The 17644-nt window shown below is 58.8% G+C and carries 16 protein-coding genes; 3 read left to right on the top strand and 13 right to left on the bottom strand.

All coding sequences use genetic code 11. From position 1 onward, the window contains the following. Positions 1 to 381 precede the first annotated feature (381 nt). Complete coding sequence (gene rpsU, locus ACM6IN_RS05555; RefSeq protein ID WP_002551877.1) at positions 382 to 597, bottom strand: 30S ribosomal protein S21; 216 nt, start codon at positions 595 to 597, stop codon at positions 382 to 384. 199 nt (positions 598 to 796) lie between these two features. On the opposite strand from rpsU, the gene tsaD reads away from it, so the two are divergent. Then, positions 797 to 1822, top strand: a complete 1026-nt coding sequence (tsaD, locus tag ACM6IN_RS05550; protein WP_007910097.1) for a tRNA (adenosine(37)-N6)-threonylcarbamoyltransferase complex transferase subunit TsaD — start codon at positions 797 to 799, stop codon at positions 1820 to 1822. Positions 1823 to 1845: 23 nt separating this feature from the next. On the opposite strand, the gene plsY is transcribed toward tsaD, so the two are convergent. Then, complete coding sequence (gene plsY / locus ACM6IN_RS05545; RefSeq protein ID WP_007910103.1) at positions 1846 to 2415, bottom strand: glycerol-3-phosphate 1-O-acyltransferase PlsY; 570 nt, start codon at positions 2413 to 2415, stop codon at positions 1846 to 1848. Between the two features lie 74 nt (positions 2416 to 2489). Between plsY and folB the strand changes: the two genes are divergently transcribed. Together folB and folK are read left to right on the top strand one after the other, a co-directional pair. Continuing rightward, a complete protein-coding gene (gene folB, locus ACM6IN_RS05540; RefSeq protein WP_007910104.1) occupies positions 2490 to 2846 on the top strand; it encodes a dihydroneopterin aldolase in 357 nt (118 codons plus the stop codon). Beyond that, positions 2837 to 3352: a 2-amino-4-hydroxy-6-hydroxymethyldihydropteridine diphosphokinase gene (gene folK / locus ACM6IN_RS05535; protein ID WP_007910111.1), complete on the top strand. Its 516-nt coding sequence runs from the start codon at positions 2837 to 2839 to the stop codon at positions 3350 to 3352. The genes folB and folK overlap by 10 nt, the downstream gene beginning before the upstream one ends. An 88-nt stretch (positions 3353 to 3440) precedes the next feature. Here folK and ACM6IN_RS05530 read toward each other — a convergent pair whose 3' ends face one another. From ACM6IN_RS05530 to ACM6IN_RS05480, 11 genes are all read right to left on the bottom strand, one after another. Next, positions 3441 to 4664 carry a multifunctional CCA addition/repair protein gene (locus ACM6IN_RS05530; RefSeq protein ID WP_095112711.1) on the bottom strand — a complete coding sequence of 408 codons (1224 nt, stop codon included), beginning with the start codon at positions 4662 to 4664 and terminating at the stop codon, positions 3441 to 3443. Positions 4665 to 4727: 63 nt separating this feature from the next. After that, positions 4728 to 6290 (bottom strand): SpoVR family protein, encoded by a 1563-nt coding sequence (locus ACM6IN_RS05525; protein WP_007910113.1) that lies wholly within the window; start codon positions 6288 to 6290, stop codon positions 4728 to 4730. Next, entirely contained in the window at positions 6287 to 7558 is a 1272-nt protein-coding gene (locus ACM6IN_RS05520; RefSeq protein WP_414893105.1) for a YeaH/YhbH family protein, read from the bottom strand. Before ACM6IN_RS05520 ends, ACM6IN_RS05525 begins: the two co-directional genes overlap by 4 nt. A 121-nt stretch (positions 7559 to 7679) precedes the next feature. Continuing rightward, positions 7680 to 9602 (bottom strand): PrkA family serine protein kinase, encoded by a 1923-nt coding sequence (locus tag ACM6IN_RS05515; protein ID WP_007910115.1) that lies wholly within the window; start codon positions 9600 to 9602, stop codon positions 7680 to 7682. 297 nt (positions 9603 to 9899) lie between these two features. Beyond that, entirely contained in the window at positions 9900 to 10229 is a 330-nt protein-coding gene (glpE, locus tag ACM6IN_RS05510) for a thiosulfate sulfurtransferase GlpE (RefSeq protein WP_016983139.1), read from the bottom strand. A 33-nt stretch (positions 10230 to 10262) separates the two neighbouring features. Next, entirely contained in the window at positions 10263 to 11144 is an 882-nt protein-coding gene (locus ACM6IN_RS05505; RefSeq protein WP_007910125.1) for a symmetrical bis(5'-nucleosyl)-tetraphosphatase, read from the bottom strand. Next, the gene (gene apaG / locus ACM6IN_RS05500) at positions 11144 to 11524 is read right to left on the bottom strand and encodes a Co2+/Mg2+ efflux protein ApaG (protein ID WP_007910127.1); all 381 of its coding nucleotides are present in this window, start codon (positions 11522 to 11524) and stop codon (positions 11144 to 11146) included. Before apaG ends, ACM6IN_RS05505 begins: the two co-directional genes overlap by 1 nt. A 113-nt stretch (positions 11525 to 11637) precedes the next feature. Beyond that, the gene (rsmA, locus tag ACM6IN_RS05495; RefSeq protein WP_414915556.1) at positions 11638 to 12456 is read right to left on the bottom strand and encodes a 16S rRNA (adenine(1518)-N(6)/adenine(1519)-N(6))-dimethyltransferase RsmA; all 819 of its coding nucleotides are present in this window, start codon (positions 12454 to 12456) and stop codon (positions 11638 to 11640) included. Further along, positions 12453 to 13442, bottom strand: coding sequence for a 4-hydroxythreonine-4-phosphate dehydrogenase PdxA (pdxA, locus tag ACM6IN_RS05490; protein WP_414915555.1), 990 nt, complete (start codon positions 13440 to 13442; stop codon positions 12453 to 12455). Before pdxA ends, rsmA begins: the two co-directional genes overlap by 4 nt. Beyond that, positions 13439 to 14755 (bottom strand): peptidylprolyl isomerase SurA, encoded by a 1317-nt coding sequence (gene surA / locus ACM6IN_RS05485; protein ID WP_045121567.1) that lies wholly within the window; start codon positions 14753 to 14755, stop codon positions 13439 to 13441. The genes pdxA and surA overlap by 4 nt, the downstream gene beginning before the upstream one ends. Then, the gene (locus ACM6IN_RS05480; RefSeq protein WP_007910133.1) at positions 14736 to 17531 is read right to left on the bottom strand and encodes an LPS-assembly protein LptD; all 2796 of its coding nucleotides are present in this window, start codon (positions 17529 to 17531) and stop codon (positions 14736 to 14738) included. Before ACM6IN_RS05480 ends, surA begins: the two co-directional genes overlap by 20 nt. Between the last annotated feature and the right edge of the window lie 113 nt (positions 17532 to 17644).

Raw genomic sequence — 17644 nt, 5'->3', positions numbered from 1 at the left:
CGTAATCGCTGTCGGGAATTGTATCTGCCGAAAATCCACTGACGTTAGTACTCATCAGCCTTCGACTATTTGAAAGTGTTGCGCTGAATCCGCTGACGGCCGGTTAAGGGCCTCGGATAGCTCAATAAAGCGGGCACGCATGCAGGTGCCTTGGGCTGATCGTCGTGAGAGGAATCAGTGGGTGTGCTCGTCAGTAGCCTTGAAAGGCTCGTCAGAAAAGACGTGCACCGCTGGCAAAAGAGCCAGGTCTGACGCGTGAAGCAGATTTGTCTCGGTCGCGTGTGCGGCTTCGACGGTGAAGCATCAAGCGTTTTACGCAAATGCCATTAGCCCGGCTGAGAGCCGGGCTTAGGCAAGAAGCTTGCTACGAACGTCTGTGTATTAGTACAGACGAACGGCGCGGCGCTGTTCGCGCTGAACTTTCTTGGCGTGACGCTTAACAGCGGCTGCTGCTTTGCGCTTACGCTCAGAAGTTGGCTTCTCGTAAAATTCGCGGCTACGAACTTCAGCCAGTACACCGGCTTTTTCGCAGGAGCGCTTGAAACGACGCAGAGCTACGTCGAAGGGTTCGTTCTCTTTAACTTTGACGGCTGGCATCCAGAGCTACCTTCATTCATTACCGGGGTCAACATCCTCGCGGCAAAAGAGCACTTGAAGACGTCGGTTTTTAAGGGTTGCGGATGTTAACCCCTCATCGCTCGGAATGCAAAGCCTCTGATCGAAAACCGCTGGTCGGGGCATCACGCGGCGACTATTATGCGCGCCTTCGAATTCAGCCTAAACAAGGCGCAAACCCATGCTAGTACTGGGATTAGAAACCTCCTGCGACGAAACCGGCGTCGCATTATATGACAGTGAACGCGGCTTGCTGGCCGATGCATTGTTCAGCCAGATCGACCTGCACCGCGCCTATGGCGGCGTGGTGCCGGAGCTCGCCTCGCGTGACCACGTCAAACGCATGCTGCCCTTGATTCGTCAGGTGTTGGCCGAGGCTGACTGTGTGCCGACCGAGATCGATGCGATCGCCTATACCGCGGGTCCTGGCCTGGTTGGCGCGCTGCTGGTTGGTGCTTCCTGCGCTCAGGCGCTGGCGTTTGCCTGGGGCATTCCGGCGCTTGGCGTGCACCACATGGAAGGGCATTTGCTGGCGCCGATGCTGGAGCCAAAACCGCCGGAGTTCCCGTTCGTCGCTTTGTTGGTCTCTGGAGGTCACACGCAACTGGTTCAGGTCGATGGCATCGGTCAATACAGCCTGCTTGGCGAGACGCTCGACGATGCCGCTGGCGAAGCGTTCGACAAGACTGCAAAGATGATGGGCCTCAATTATCCGGGCGGACCGGAAATCGCCAAGTTGGCGGAGAAGGGCGTCGCCGGACGTTTCACCTTTCCGCGTCCGATGTGTGATCGCCCGGGTCTGCAATTCAGCTTCAGTGGCCTGAAAACCTCTGCACTCAACGCCTGGCAGCAGTGCGTCAGCGCCGGAGACGACAACGAGCAAGCCCGTTGCGACATCGCGCTGGCGTTCCAGCAGGCCGTGGTGGAGACTTTGACCATCAAGTGCAAGCGAGCCCTGAAACAGGCGGGCATGAAGCGTCTGGTGATCGCTGGCGGCGTCAGTGCCAACAAGGCCTTGCGTGTTTCGCTGGAGAAGATGCTCGGCGACATGAAGGGCGATGTGTTTTACGCCCGCCCGGAGTTCTGCACCGACAATGGCGCAATGATCGCGTTCGCCGGTTGCCAGCGCTTGCAGGCCGGTCAGCAGGAAAGCCTGGCGATCAGCGTGCAGGCGCGCTGGCCGATGGAGCAATTGTCGCCGCTGTGATGAGAGGCGCTCACGGGCGCCATTTAAAAATGCCGTTCGCGCCCGGCAAACAGGTCGCGTAAATTGCCGCGGTGGCGCCAGACGATCAGCAAGGTCAGTGCGCTCATTGGCAACAGCGCCTCCGGTTCCTGCCAGGCCAGCAACGGCAGGGTCAGCGGCGTGGCAATCAGCGCGGCCAGCGAGCTGGTACGGGTCAGGTAAAACGTCAGCAACCAGGTGCATACTGCCAGCAGCGCGGCGGGGGGATACAGGCCGAGCAGCATGCCGGCGGCGGTGGCGACGCCCTTGCCGCCACGAAAGCGAAAGTACAGCGGGAACAGGTGACCGATCACGGCGCACACGCCGATCCATGCCTGATCCTGCAGCGAAAGGCCTGCAGCCGAGGCGATCAGCACCGGCACCAGGCCTTTGCACAAATCACCCAGCAGGGTCAGGATCGCGAGTTTGCGGCCGGCCAGGCGCAGCATGTTGGTGGCACCGGCATTGCCCGAGCCACTCATTCGCGGATCCGGATTTCCGGTCAGGCGGCTGAGCAAAATGGCGAAGGACAGCGAGCCGAGCAGGTAGGCGAAAGTCGCCAGTAACCAAAACATGCTAACTATTCCGGGCGAGGACGCCCTGATTCTAACGGCGCATTGCGCCCTTGTCGTGCAGCGGAGAGAAGTGCTTGGACAGAGTGTTTATCGAGGGCCTGGAAGTCGACACCGTGATCGGTGCCTACGACTGGGAGCGCGGCATCCGACAGTGCCTGCGACTTGATCTGAGCTTCGCCTGGGACAATCGCCCGGCCGCCGCCGGTGATGACCTGACCCTGGCGCTTGACTACGCCAGCGTGTCCAGCCGAATTCAGGCGTTTGCCGAGCAGGCGCAGTTCCAGCTGGTCGAAACGTTCGCCGAGCGCTTGGTCGAGGTGCTGATGAATGAATTCAAGATTACTTGGGTTCGTCTGAAGTTGACCAAGCCAGGCGCCGTACCGGCTGCCAAAGGTGGCGTGGGTGTGGAGATCGAGCGCGGATGTCGCTGACTCAGGTCTACCTCGGGCTCGGTAGCAATATCGAGCGCGAAACCCATTTGCGCGCCGGGCTCGATGCTTTGGCGACGTTTCTGGTGGATATCCGCTGTTCGGCGGTGTTCGAGAGCGCACCTGTGGGGATCAAGAGCGGGCCGTTCTTCAACTTCGTGGTGTCGGCGTATACCGATCTGCCGTTGATGGAGCTGGACCGACGCTTGAAATTCATCGAGGCGGATAATGGCCGCTACGCGCCGGATCGCAAGGGGTTGCCGCTGGATATCGACGTGCTGCTGTATGGCGATCTGGTGGGGAATTTCGACGGTCTGGTTTTGCCGCGGGCCGAGATTCTGAAAAACGCGTTTGTGCTGTGGCCGTTGTCGCTGATTGCACCGGATCGCGTGCATCCCGGTGTGGGAAAAAGCTTCGCCACGTTGTGGGCTGAGGCGCAGATTGATCAGGTGCTGGCGCCGGTGGCGTTCGAATGGCGGGGTGAGCAACTCACGCCTGAGAACCTTTAAAGCAAAAGATCGCAGCCTGCGGCAGCTCCTACAGGAGAAACATAATCCCGTGTAGGAGCTGCCGCAGGCTCCGATTTTTTGATCTTGCTCAAGCGTTCTCTTTGTAGGCTTTCAGCGCTTTTAGCCGTTCACGCTTGAGCGCTTCGCCCAGTTCCGGCCCTTTGAATCCCTTCTCCAGCAACGGTTGCACCGCAACTTCCCGCGCTGCCTTTGCCGCACCGCGCAAGTAATCCGCCTGTGGGTAACTTCTCTGCTCCAGCCCTTTACGGCCTCGGGCGTCCATTTCGCATGCGGCGATAAATTCTTCAAAGCGCTGCGGCCGGCGATACACGTCAAAACTCTGCAACAACTCCAGTAACGTCGAAGCCTTCAGCTCCAGGGCGCGGTGCCCGTGGGTGTGGTACTTGCCAACCAGCAAGGCCAATTCCTGGCAATCCTTCGGCGCCTTGAAGCGCTCGTTGACCGCTTTGATCAGCTTCAACCCCGTGTGCTCATGGGCGATATGTCGTGGCCATTGATCTTCCGGGGTCAAGCCTTTGCCAAGGTCGTGCAAGAGGCAAGCCCAACGAACCGTCAGCGGTTGTTTGTGCAGCGCCGATTGCTCCAAAACGCTCAGCGTGTGCAGGCCGGTATCGATTTCCGGGTGATGCGCTTCCGGCTGTGGTACACCAAAAAGTGCGTCGACTTCCGGCATCAAGACCTTCAACGCGCCACAGTCGCGAAGCACCTGAATGAACACCTGCGGCTGTTCTTCCAACAGTGCACGGGAGATTTCTTTCCAGCTGCGTTCGGCGGTCAGCGCCTCCAGTTCTCCGGATTCGCTGAGCTGTCGCATCAGTTCGAGCGTTTCGGGTGCCACGGTGAAACCGAGTCCGGCATAACGCGCAGCGAATCGGGCTACGCGCAAGACACGGAGGGGATCCTCGGCGAACGCCGGAGATACATGGCGCAGAATTCGGGCTTGAAGATCGCGCTGGCCATGGTACGGATCAGTCAGATTGTGCTGATCGTCCTCGGCCATGGCGTTGATGGTCAGGTCGCGACGAATCAGGTCTTCTTCGAGCGTCACTTCAGGGCTGGCGTGAAAGGTGAAGCCGCCGTAACCGCGACCGCTCTTGCGTTCGGTGCGGGCGAGGGCATATTCCTCGCCGCTTTTTGGGTGAAGAAACACCGGAAAATCTGCGCCGACCGGGCGGTATCCCTGGGCGAGCATTTCTTCCGTGGTAGCGCCGACCACCACCCAATCGATGTCAGTAACCGGTTTGCCCAGCAAGCGATCACGTACTGCGCCGCCAACCTTGAAAATCTGCATAAAAAACCTCCGTTAGCCCGACAGGATAACCCTTGCGTCGGACTTTCGGAGGCCGGAACCGGATCAAAGATGAATGACGGCCAGATCCAGTCGACCGTAATCCCCTTCGCTGTGTTCGCTGCGTGGCGGAACGTGATGGGTTTTCATGATCTGGTCGCCTTGCAGGGTTTCCAGATGAATGTCGAAGCCCCACAGGCGATGCAAGTGTTTGAGCACTTCTTCGGTGGAGTCACCCAATGGTTTGCGGTCGTGCTGTTGGTGACGCAAGGTCAGTGAGCGATCACCGCGTCGATCGATGCTGTAGATCTGCACGTTCGGCTCACGATTGCCGAGGTTGTACTGCGCAGCAAGGGTTTCGCGAATGATCCGGTAGCCGGGTTCGTCATGAATTGCAGGCACCAACAAGTCGTCCTTCTGATCGTCATCCATGATGCTGAACAGTTTCAGGTCACGGATCACCTTTGGCGACAGATACTGCAGGATGAAACTCTCATCCTTGAAGCTGCTCATGGCGAATTTGATGGTCGACAGCCAGTCGCTCCCGGCAATTTCCGGGAACCAGTGACGATCTTCTTCGGTAGGTTCTTCACACATGCGCCGGATGTCCCGATACATCGCGAAGCCCAGCGCGTAGGGGTTGATCCCGTTGTAGTAGGGGCTGTCGAAACCCGGTTGAAACACCACGCTGGTGTGCGACGTCAGGAACTCCATCATGAAGCCATCGGTGACCAGCCCTTCATCGTAGAGGTCGTTCATCAGCGTGTAGTGCCAGAACGTCGCCCAGCCTTCGTTCATCACCTGGGTCTGACGTTGTGGATAGAAATACTGAGCGATCTTGCGCACGATCCGCACGATTTCACGCTGCCACGGCTCCAGCAACGGCGCATGTTTCTCGATGAAATACAGGATGTTTTCCTGCGGCTCGGCCGGGAAACGCGCGTTGTCCCTGTCGCTGTACTTGTCTGCGCCTTTGGGAATGGTGCGCCACAGATCGTTGATCTGTTTCTGCAGGTGTTCTTCGCGATCTTTCTGCCGCCGGCGCTCCTCTTCGGCGGAAATTGGATATGGACGTTTGTAGCGATCGACGCCGTAGTTCATCAACGCATGGCAGGAGTCGAGCAGGTCTTCCACCGCATCGATGCCATGGCGCTCTTCGCACTGCATGATGTACTGCTTGGCGAACACCAGGTAATCGATGATCGAACTCGCGTCGGTCCAGGTGCGAAACAGGTAGTTGCCCTTGAAGAAGCTGTTGTGGCCATAGCACGCGTGCGCTACCACCAGCGCCTGCATGCAGATGGTGTTTTCTTCCATCAGATAGGCAATGCACGGATCGGAGTTGATCACGATTTCATAGGCCAGGCCCATCTGCCCGCGACTGTAGGACTTTTCGGTGCTGAGGAAGTGTTTACCGTAGGACCAGTGGTGGTAACCCAGCGGCATGCCCACCGAGGCATAGGCGTCCATCATCTGCTCGGCGGTGATCACTTCGATCTGATTGGGGTAGGTATCCAGCGCATAGCGGGCCGCGATCCGGGCAATTTCGCGGTCGTAGGTCTGGATCAGCTCGAACGTCCATTCGGAGCCGGTGGAAATGGGTTGGCGCTTCTGCTCTTTGGCGGTCATGTCACTAACCTGCGCTGGAAGAGTTCACGGAAGACCGGATAGATATCCCCGGCCGAGACCAGTTGCTGCTGGGCAAAAGTGTCAGAGAAAGCTTCGGCGATGCGTTCGTACTCGTACCACAAGGCCTGATGTTCGCGCGGGGTGATCTCCACGTAAGTGTAGTACTGCACAAACGGCATGATCTGGTTGATCAGGATATCGCGGCAGATCGGCGAGTCGTCGTTCCAGTTGTCGCCATCGGAAGCCTGAGCCGCGTAGATGTTCCATTCGTTGCTCGGATAGCGCTCGGCCATGATCTCTTGCATCAGCTTCAGGGCACTGGAAACGATGGTGCCGCCGGTTTCCCGCGAGTAGAAAAACTCTTCTTCATCGACTTCCCGGGCACTGGTGTGGTGGCGGATGAACACCACGTCGATCTTGTCGTAGTTTCGTTTCAGGAACAGATACAAGAGGATGAAAAAGCGTTTGGCGATGTCCTTGGTCGCCTGGGTCATGGAGCCGGAAACGTCCATCAGGCAGAACATCACCGCTTTTGAACTAGGGTTGGGCTGTTTGATCAGCAGGTTGTATTTCAAGTCGAACGTGTCGAGGAACGGCACACGATGGATACGCGCGCTGAGTTTTTCGACTTCGGCCTCGAGTTCCTGAATATCGCCGAAGTTGTCTGGCTCTTCACGTCTCAGACGTTCAAGTTCTACTTTGACTTCGCGCAGCTTCGCCCGGCTGCTGCCGGAAAGGGCGATGCGCCGTGCATGGGCCGAACGCAGGGTGCGGATGATATTTATCCGCGAAGGGTTGCCTTCGTTGCTGATCCCGGCGCGCACGGTTTTGAAGGTGTCGGTGCCGCTGAGGTTGCGTTTGACCAGGTTCGGCAGTTCGAGGTCTTCGAACATGAATTCGAGGAATTCTTCCTGAGTGATCTGGAAGACGAATTCGTCCATGCCCTCGCCGGAGTTGCCGGCCTTGCCCGGACCTCGTCCGCCTCCACCGCCCGGTGGCCGGGCGATGTGTTCGCCAGCGGTGAATTCTTTGTTGCCGGGATGAACCACGGTCTGTTTGCCGCCACGGCCGTGGTGAAGCACCGGTTCGTCGATGTCGCGACCGGGAATACTGATCTGCTCACCGTGCTCCATATCGGTAATGGAACGCCGGCTGACCGCCTCTTCGACAGCCTTCTTGATGTGGTCACGGTAACGCCGCAGAAAACGCTGGCGGTTCACCGTGCTCTTGTTTTTGCCATTGAGACGTCGGTCGATCACATAACTCATAGGAAGCCCTCCGGGCAGCTTCAAGTTGTGAGCTTCAAGCCGCAAGTAAAAGCAGGTTCCCGGGCATCAGTGGGTTACGCGCTTTGTTCTTGCAGCTTGTAGCTAGAAGCTTGCAGCTGCTTCACTGCGACTTCCGTACCCGCAGGTACCATTCGGAAAGAAGCCGTACCTGTTTGTCGGTGTAGCCGCGTTCGACCATTCGAGTGACGAAGTCGTTGTGCTTTTGCTGATCCTCTTTGCTGGCCTTGGCATTGAAGCTGATGACTGGCAGCAGATCTTCGGTGTTCGAGAACATTTTCTTCTCGATGACCACCCGCAGTTTTTCGTAGCTGAGCCAAGTCGGATTCTTGCCGTTGTTGTTGGCCCGCGCGCGCAGGACGAAGTTGACGATTTCATTGCGGAAATCCTTCGGATTGCTGATGCCGGCCGGTTTTTCGATTTTCTCGAGTTCTTCGTTCAGGGCGACGCGGTTGAGGATCTCGCCGGTTTCCGGATCGCGGTATTCCTGATCCTGAATCCAGAAGTCCGCGTAGAGCACGTAGCGGTCGAAGATGTTCTGGCCGTACTCGCTGTAAGACTCGAGGTACGCGGTCTGGATCTCCTTGCCGATGAATTCGATATAACGCGGTGCCAGGTATTCCTTGAGGTAGCGCAGATAGCGCTCGCGGGTTTCGGCCTGGAACTGTTCCTGTTCGATCTGCTGTTCCAGCACGTAGAGCAAGTGCACCGGGTTGGCGGCGATTTCATGCGGATCGAAGTTGAACACCTTGGAGAGAATCTTGAAGGCGAAGCGGGTCGACAGACCGTTCATGCCTTCATCGACACCGGCTGAGTCGCGGTATTCCTGAATCGACTTGGCCTTCGGATCGGTGTCCTTGAGGTTTTCGCCGTCGTAGACGCGCATTTTCGAATAGATGTTGGAGTTTTCCGGTTCCTTGAGGCGTGACAGGACGGTGAACTGGGCCAGCATCTTCAAGGTGTCGGGCGCGCAATGCGCTTTGGCCAAAGAACTGTTGAACAGCAATTTGTCGTAGATCTTCACCTCGTCACTGACGCGCAGGCAGTACGGCACTTTGACGATGTAGATCCGGTCGATGAACGCTTCGTTATTCTTGTTGTTGCGGAAGGTGTGCCATTCCGATTCGTTGGAGTGGGCAAGCAGGATCCCGGTGAACGGAATCGCGCCGAGACCTTCGGTACTGTTGTAGTTGCCTTCCTGAGTCGCGGTCAGCAACGGGTGCAGCACCTTGATCGGTGCCTTGAACATCTCGACGAATTCCATCAGGCCCTGGTTGGCCCGGCACAGCGCACCGGAGTAGCTGTAGGCGTCGGCGTCGTTCTGTGGGTATTCCTCGAGTTTGCGGATGTCGACCTTACCGACCAGGGCGGAAATGTCCTGGTTGTTCTCGTCGCCCGGTTCGGTCTTGGCCACGGCGATCTGGTTGAGGATCGACGGGTACAGCTTGACCACGCGGAACTGGCTGATGTCGCCGCCGAATTCGGCCAGGCGTTTGGTCGCCCATGGCGACATGATGGTGTTCAGGTAGCGCCGTGGGATACCGAAGTCTTCTTCGAGGATCGCGCCATCTTCGGTGGCGTTGAACAGACCCAGTGGCGATTCGAATACCGGCGAGCCCTTGATCGCATAGAAGGGCACTTTTTCAATCAGTTGTTTCAGCTTCTCGGCCAGCGACGATTTACCACCGCCGACAGGGCCGAGCAGATAGAGGATTTGTTTCTTCTCTTCCAGGCCTTGGGCGGCATGGCGGAAATACGAGACGATCTGGTCGATGCATTCTTCCATCCCGTGGAAGTCTTCAAAGGCCGGATAGCGGCGGATCACCTTGTTGGAGAAGATGCGTGACAGCCTCGAATTGGTCGAGGTGTCGAGCAGTTCCGGTTCGCCGATGGCCAGCAATAGACGCTCGGCAGCGGAAACGTAGGCGCTACGGTCTTTCTTGCACAGCTCCAGGTACTCTTGCAGCGAGAGTTCTTCCTGGCGTGTGGACTCGAAGCGTTGTTGGAAGTGGCTAAAGATACTCATGACGTCACCTCGCTCGATACGTGGAGCCGACGCCGGATCACTCAGTCGATGCTGGCAAGCAGCCGCAGTAGCAGCTGATTGTTTACCCCCCAGAACACTTTCACGATCGACAATCGTGAAAGTCACTCCCGATGACCCGTGCGCCGGTGTACCGGCTCTCCCCTGATTTGGATGGCCTGGGCTTAAGGATAGTTGGGAATTCGGGAGGTAAAGGCGAGATACGTAATTAGTTGTGGCAAGACCGTTCGTCTGCCCGCGCAGGCCCACGGCAGCCGGGGCCTGCGCGTGACAAAAAAATTATTCGGCGGTGCCTTGGGCCGTTTCCGCAGGATAAGTCGTACGCCACAACTCAAAGCCACCGTCCATGCTGTAGACGTCGGAGAAGCCTTGGCTGATCAGGTACGCCGCTGCGCCCTGGCTGGAATTGCCGTGATAGCAGACGACCACGGTCGGTGCATCAAGGTCGGCGCCTTGAATAAAGGCGTGCAGCGAATGATTGTCCAGATGCTTCGAGCCGCTGATGTGCAGGGCGGCAAAAGTCGCCGGGTCGCGCACGTCGACCACGACAGCACCTTGTTCACGCAGGGCCTGGGCCTGTTCCGGGGGGATTCGTTTGAATTCGCTCATGGCGGGTTCCTGTTGCTCGGCTGAAAGCGCAGTCTAACGCGGGACGCTGACTGGCGAAGTTTCGGAGATAAGTGGTGCGACGGTCGGGGCGAGGCCGCCATGTTCATCGCATTTGCACGACAGGCGTTCACCGCTGTCGACGTTCATCAGGGTCAGGCTGCCGCCCCAGACACAACCGGTATCCAGCGCCGAAATACCCGGTTCATGGATATTGCCCTCGAGTGCCGCCCAGTGGCCGAAGATGATGCGCAAGCCTTTGGTCTTGCGGTCCCGGTGCTGGAACCACGGTTTGTAGCCGGGCGGGGCGGTGTCGAGCCCTTCCTTGCTCTTGAGGTCGAGCTTGCCTTCGGCGGTGCAGAAGCGCATCCGCGTGAAATAGTTGGTGATGACGCGCAGACGGGCTACGCCCTTGAGGTCGTTGTCCCACTTCGCCGGCTCGTTGCCGTACATGCCGTCGAGGTAGGCAGGCAACATGTTGTCGTCACGCAGGGCGGTCTCGACTTCGTCTGCGCACTTCAAGGCCCGGCGCAGCGACCACTGGGGTGGAATGCCAGCGTGGACCATGGCGACATCGCGCTGCTCGTCGTAGTGCATGAGCTTTTGTTGCCGCACCCACTCCAGCAGTTCGGCGCTGTCCGGCGCTTCGAGAATCTCGCGCAGGGTATCGGACTTCTTCAGGCGCTCGATGTTTCTAGCCGCAGCCAGCAGGTGCAGGTCGTGATTGCCCAGAACGCAGACCAGCGACTCGCGCATGCCATATAGAAAGCGCAGGGTTTCCAGCGATTGCGGGCCACGGTTGACCAGATCGCCGACCAGCCACAGACGATCGAGTGTCGGGTCGAATGCCACTTGCTTGAGCAGGCACTTGAGCGGTTCGAGGCAGCCTTGCAGGTCGCCGACGGCATACGTCGTCATCAGTGCAAGGCTCCGGGCACCGCCAGACGGAAAGGTTTGATGATGGCGTCGAAATGTTTGCCATCGTCGGCAACCATTTCGTAGGTGCCCTGCATGGTGCCGACCTTGGTGGTCATCACTGTGCCGCTGCTGTAAGTGTGGCTCTGGCCGGCATCAATCAACGGTTGCTGACCGACCACGCCTGCACCGCGCACTTCTTCGACATGGCCGTCACCGTCGGTGATTACCCAATGCCGCGACATCAGGCGTGCGGGTTGCTCGCCATTGTTCTGCACGGTGATGGTGTAGGCGAAGGCGAAGCGGTCGTGCTCGGGTTGCGATTGGTCTGCCAGATAGCGGGTAACGACGCTGACATCGACCTGGTAACGGGAATCGGACATGCAAGAGGCCTTAAACGAAGCGGAACGCGGGGCGTAGCTGATGGGGAGTCAGTCTAGGCAAGTATCGGGCAGTAAACCAGAGTGGCGTCCTGCCCGATAGCGTTCATCGTTTATCAGTCAGCGGCGGGGGAGGCCGGAACCTGAATGGCGAGCTGGTCGGCGAGGCGTACGAACGCGGCCAGATCCAGTTGCTCCGGACGCAGGCTGCCATCGACGCCGGCGGCTTCGATTTCAGCGTTGCTGAGCAATTGCTTGAGGGTGTTGCGCAAGGTTTTGCGGCGTTGGTTGAACGCTTCGCGCACCACGCGCTCCAGCAGCTTGTGATCCTTGGCCGGGTGCGGCAGTACGGCGTGAGGCACCAGACGGACGATCGCCGAGTCGACTTTCGGCGGTGGGTTGAACGCGCCCGGGCCAACGTTGAACAGGTGCTCTACACGGCAGTGGTACTGAACCATGATCGACAGGCGACCCCAGTCACCGCCACCCGGGCCCGCGGCCAGACGCTCGACCACTTCTTTCTGCAGCATGAAGTGCATGTCGCGAATGATGCCGGCGTTGTTCAGCAGGTGAAAAATCAGCGGCGTGGAAATGTTGTACGGCAGGTTGCCGACCACTCGCAGGCTGTTCGGCGCCGCATTGAGCGTGTTGAAGTCGAACTTCAGCGCATCGCCCTGATGCAGGTTGAAATTGCTCTTGCCGGCAAACTGCTGGTTGAGGATCGGGATCAGGTCCTTGTCCAGTTCCACCACGTCGAGTTGCGCGCCGGAACTGAGCAGGCCGGCGGTCAATGCGCCCTGGCCCGGGCCGATTTCCAGCAGGCGATCTTCAGACTTGGCGCTGATGGAGCGCAGGATGCGGTCAATAATGCCGGCATCGTGCAGGAAGTTCTGGCCAAAGCGTTTGCGCGCCTTGTGTTGGTATTGCTCGGTCATAAACGGGTCTCGGCCATCTGGTAGGCGGTTTCCAGGGCGACTTGCAGGCTGCCGGTGTCGATCTTGCCGCTGCCGGCCAGATCCAGGGCGGTGCCGTGGTCGACCGACGTGCGGATGATCGGCAGACCCAGGGTCACGTTGACGGCAGCGCCGAAGCCTTTGTACTTGAGCACAGGCAGGCCCTGGTCGTGGTACATCGCCAGCACTGCGTCGCAGTGCTCCAGATATTTGGGGGTAAACAGAGTGTCGGCAGGCAGCGGGCCACGAAGGTCCATGCCCTCGCCGCGCAGGCGCTCTAATGTCGGTTCAATGATGTCGATTTCTTCATGGCCCAGGTGGCCGCCTTCACCGGCGTGCGGGTTGAGCCCGCAGACCAGGATGCGTGGCTGGGCGATGCCGAATTTGTGTTGCAGGTCGCTGTGCAGAATCCGCGTCACGCGCTCCAGCCGTTCTGGTGTGATCGCGTCGGCAATCTCGCGCAGGGGCAGGTGAGTGGTGACCAGTGCCACGCGCAAACCACGCGTGGCGAGCATCATCACCACTTGTGCGGTATGAGTCAGGTCGGCGAGGAATTCCGTGTGCCCGGAAAAGGCGATGCCTGACTCGTTGATCACGCCCTTGTGCACAGGGGCGGTGATCATCCCGGCGAAGTCGCCGTTGAGGCAACCGTTGCCGGCGCGGGTCAGGGTTTCGAGGACGAACGCAGCGTTGGCCTTGTCCAGTTGCCCGGCAACCACGGGGGCGCTGAGCGGCGTATCCCAGACATACAGGCTGTTGGCGGGCGCCGGAGCGTCCGGCCAGTGATCAGGCGCAACATCCAGCAAAGTGACAGCCAGCCCCAGCTGCGCGGCCCGCTCAAGGAGCAAGTCGCGGCTGGTGATGGCAATCAGGGGATGTGGCTGGGCTTGCGAGGCGAGCAGCAGGCACAGGTCGGGACCGATGCCGGCTGGTTCGCCGGGTGTCAGCGCGAAACGCTGGGGTTTCACTGCGCTGCCTGGTCTGCACCAGGGAGTTTGATCTCTACGTACGCTTCGTCACGGATCTGACGCAGCCAGGTTTGCAGCTCTTCGTCGTATTTGCGGTTACGCAGTACGGTCATGGCTTGCTGCTCACGGGCCTGTTCAGTGCTGTCGGTGGCGCGACGGCCAAGGACTTCGAGAACGTGCCAGCCATATTGGGTCTGGAACGGCTTGGACAGCTGACCTTGTGGGGTCTTGGCCATCACTTCGCGGAATTCCGGAACCAGTGCGTTCGGGTCGATCCAGTTCAGGTCGCCGCCGTTAAGCGCCGAGCCTGGGTCTTCGGAGTAGCTTTTGGCCAGAGTGGCGAAATCTTCGCCGGCCAGAATGCGCTCGTACAAGGATTGAACCAGCGCCTTGGTCTTCGCTTCATCGCGAATCGGGCTCGGCTTGACCAGAATGTGACGTACATGCACTTCATCGCGCATCTGCGCTTCGCCACCGCGTTTTGCCAGCAGCTTGAGGATGATGAAGCCACCCGGTGTGCGGGCAGGTTGAGTGATGTCGCCGACGGCCATGCTGCTCAACTCGCGGTCGAACGGCGGTGGCAGTTGCGCGGCTTTACGCCAGCCCATGTCGCCGCCTTCCAGCGCGTTGTCGCTGCCGGATTTGGCAACGGCCATCTGGCCGAAGTCAGCGCCTTGCTTGAGCTGCTGGTAAACCTCCATGGCCTGACGGGCTGCACTTTGAATGGCTTCAGAGTTGGCGCTTTCCGGCGTCGGGATCAGGATGTTGGCCAGGTGCAGTTCTTCGGACAGTTGCATTTTGCCCAGGTCGGAGGCGAGGAAGTTTTTCACTTCCTGTTCGGAAACCTGAATGCGTTCTGCCACGCGACGCTGACGCACACGGCTGATGACCATCTCGCGCTTGATCTGCTCACGGGCGTCGTCATAGTTCAGACCGTCGCGAGCCAGGGCGGAGCGGAACTGCTCAACAGTCATGTTGTTGCGCTGAGCAATGGTGCCGACCGCCTGGTTCAGCTCTTCGTCAGTGATGCGGATGCCAGAGCGTTCGCCAATCTGCAGTTGCAGGTTTTCGACGATCAGGCGCTCGAGCACCTGTTGATCCAGTACGCCAGGAGGCGGCAGGCCACCGCCACGCTTGGCGATGGTCTGTTGAACTTCGTGGACACGTTGGTCCAGTTGGCTCTGCATGACCACGTCGTTGTCGACGATCGCTACCACTTTGTCGATGGATTGAACTGCGGCGTTAGCCGCAGTACCCAGGAACAGCGCGCCCAGCATCAGCGGGCGCAGACAATCAGAAAGCTTGGTCTTCACGTTCACGATAACCTTGAATGCCTTTGTCGAGGAAGCTCTCTACCTTGGCGCCGGTGAGGCCGCCGAGTCCCTTCAGAACAATTTGGAGGAAGACGCCATGGTCGCCTTTTTCGTTTTGCGGAGCATCCTGGCTGAACTCGTCATAGGAAACCCAGTAACGGTTGATCAGGCGCAACTTCCAGCAGCAGTTGTCGTACTCGAAACCACCGAAGGCTTCCAGGGTACGGTTGCGGTTGTAGTCGTACTGCCAGCGGCTGATCGCGTTCCACTGCGGAACGATCGGCCAGATGACCGAGAAGTCATGCTGCTGGATCTTGTAGTAGTCCTTCACATAGCCAGCTGTGCCAGGTGTGCCGTAGTCGCCACCCATCTGCCACTTGCCCGTTGTCTGGTCGTAGCGGATCTGGTCGTTGCGATAGCGATAGCCGGCGTTGATAACCTTGTTCGGGTTGTCTTCAGGCTGATAGTGGAACATCGCACTGCCGGAACGCGGGCTGCGGCTGTCCGGATCCCAGTTGTAGTCGGCAGTGGTGCGCCAGTCGCGGTTCCAGCGGTATTCGTATTCAAGCGCATACGGAGACACATTGGAGTGCGCGTCGTCACGGGTTTTCGCGTCGATACCTGGCAGTTGAACTTCACGATCCTTGAAGTACAGGGCCTGGCCGACACTGATGCGTTGACGCTCGAACCCGTCGTCTTCGATCCAGCGGCTGGTCACGCCCAGCGACAGTTTGTTCTCGTCGCCGACACGGTCGGAGCCTGCGAAGCGGTTATCACGGAACAGCGACGCATAGTTGAAGGTGTATTCGCTGGTGTCGAACACCGGGATATCGTTCTGGTCTTTCTCGGGTACATAGAGATAGAACAGGCGCGGTTCCAGGGTCTGGCGATAGTTCTTGCCGAAGAACGACGTGTTGCGGTCGAAGTACAGGCCGCTGTCGATACTGGCGATCGGGACGCCACGGTTTTGCGAGCTGCTGTACTTCTCACCCAGCGCCGAAGCGCCGTTGCGGTTAGTCACCAGGTCGTCTTTACCTTGTCCGTCGAGATCCAGATCGTACTGGGTGTACTGATACTTGAGCGATGGCTTCAGGAAGCCATAGGTCCAGTTCATCGGCAGGCTGACACCCGGTTTCAGGTTCAAACGATCGCCGTTGGCGCGAGCCAGGCCTGCTACGTTGGTATCAAGGCGCGATGATGAATTGCCATTTTCATCGATGAAATTGCCGGTTTTCAGATCACGATCAAACCGCACCAACTCGGTCTCGTAATCGAAGTCCAGGCCTTGCGGATGATACGGCAGCTGACCATTGAAGGTGATCTGCGGCAGGCGGCCATACGGCGTGATGCTCGCAACGGTCGCCAATTGGTACTGCTGGGCATTCAAGCGAGCGGTGTAGCTGTCACCCCGATAGCTGATCGAACCTTGCTGGTTCACGAAGTCGCTGGACTTCACGCCAATCTGATCGGTCTGCAGATCCTGGAAGTAATACGGATCGCTGATCTTGGTGTAGTCGACTTCAGTGAACACACGGGAGTCGAGACCGCCCTTGTGCTGCCAGTTGTACATGTAGCGGGTTTTTTCGTAGTCGGTCTGCTTGCTGCGCTCGGTATCGTCATCGTTCAGATACGCGGCACCGAACTGACCTTCACTCGACTTGGTCAGGTAACGGAATTCGCCTTCCACCAGCATGCCGCGCTTGCTCATGTAACGCGGGTACAACGTGGCGTCGTAGTTCGGCGCCAGGTTGAAGTAGTACGGTGTAACCAGCATGAAGCCGGTGTCGCTGCCGCTGCCGATGGTCGGCGGCAGGAAGCCCGACTGACGACGGTCGTCGATCGGGAAATAGATGTACGGCGTGTACAGAATCGGAATGTCTTTAACGCGCAACGTCACGTTGGTCGCGGTACCGAAACCGGTGGCCGGGTTCAAGGTGATGTTGTTGCCCTTGAGCTGCCAGGCATTGCTGTTCGGTTCGCACGTGGTGTACGTGCCGTCCTTCAAGCGAATGATCGCGTTCTCGGCACGTTTGGCGTACAGCGCATTACCGCGGATACGCGATTTGTGCATCACGTATTCGGCGTTGTCGACTTTCGCTTCACCGGTGTCGAGCTGCACGTCGGCGTGGTCGCCGACGATCAGCGCACCGTTGTCGCGGATGCGTACATCGCCATTGAGTTCGGCGCGGCTCTCGGCCTGATACAGGCTGGCCTCGTCGGATTCGACCTGCATGCTGCCCTGACGCAGAACGACATCGCCGGCCAGCGTACCGACTTGATCATCGGTGTTATAGCGCGAGGCTTTTGCGCCGATAAAGGTCGGTGCATCGCTTTTATTCGTCTTGTCATTCATGCCAGGACGAATCGGTTCGATATAGGCACCAGAGCAGTAAGGCCCGGTCTCGGCCAATTGGGCGGCGGTGAGCTTCTCGCGCGGAACCCAGTCGAGGTGACTGAAGTCTTCGCTACGGGATTTCAGACCGCGGCCCTTGGCTTCGGTGACCAGCGCCGTTTTAGGGGCTGTGTCGGCAACCGAACCGTTCTCGGTCGCGGCTTCGCCGGTAGCGCTGACGGCACTGCCGTCATGCACTGGGCGCGGCGGCAACGCAGCAGCGGTTGATTTGGGCGCACAGGCCCAACCACCCGAAGCCGAGACGGAGCAGTCATACTGCTCGGCGGCAACAACGAATTGACTGGCCAGAGGTTGCATAGCCAGCAGACTGCCGGTTACCAACAACGGAAATTTTTTACGAAACGCGGGGGATTTCAATGCCATCTTATTAGTCCGGGCTTCCTGCGTGCCATCTGCCCGCGGTGTGGGCCGCACGCCTCTCGATGGTCTGAAAAAGATGCTGGATAATAAAGCATGACCCGCTTGACGGCTAGCGC

Origin of the sequence: Pseudomonas sp. IT-P395, from assembly GCF_949767675.1 — a bacterium.
GTDB lineage: Bacteria > Pseudomonadota > Gammaproteobacteria > Pseudomonadales > Pseudomonadaceae > Aquipseudomonas.
Note: the sequence above shows the minus strand (reverse complement) of the source record. Positions and strands in the feature narration are given on the sequence as shown.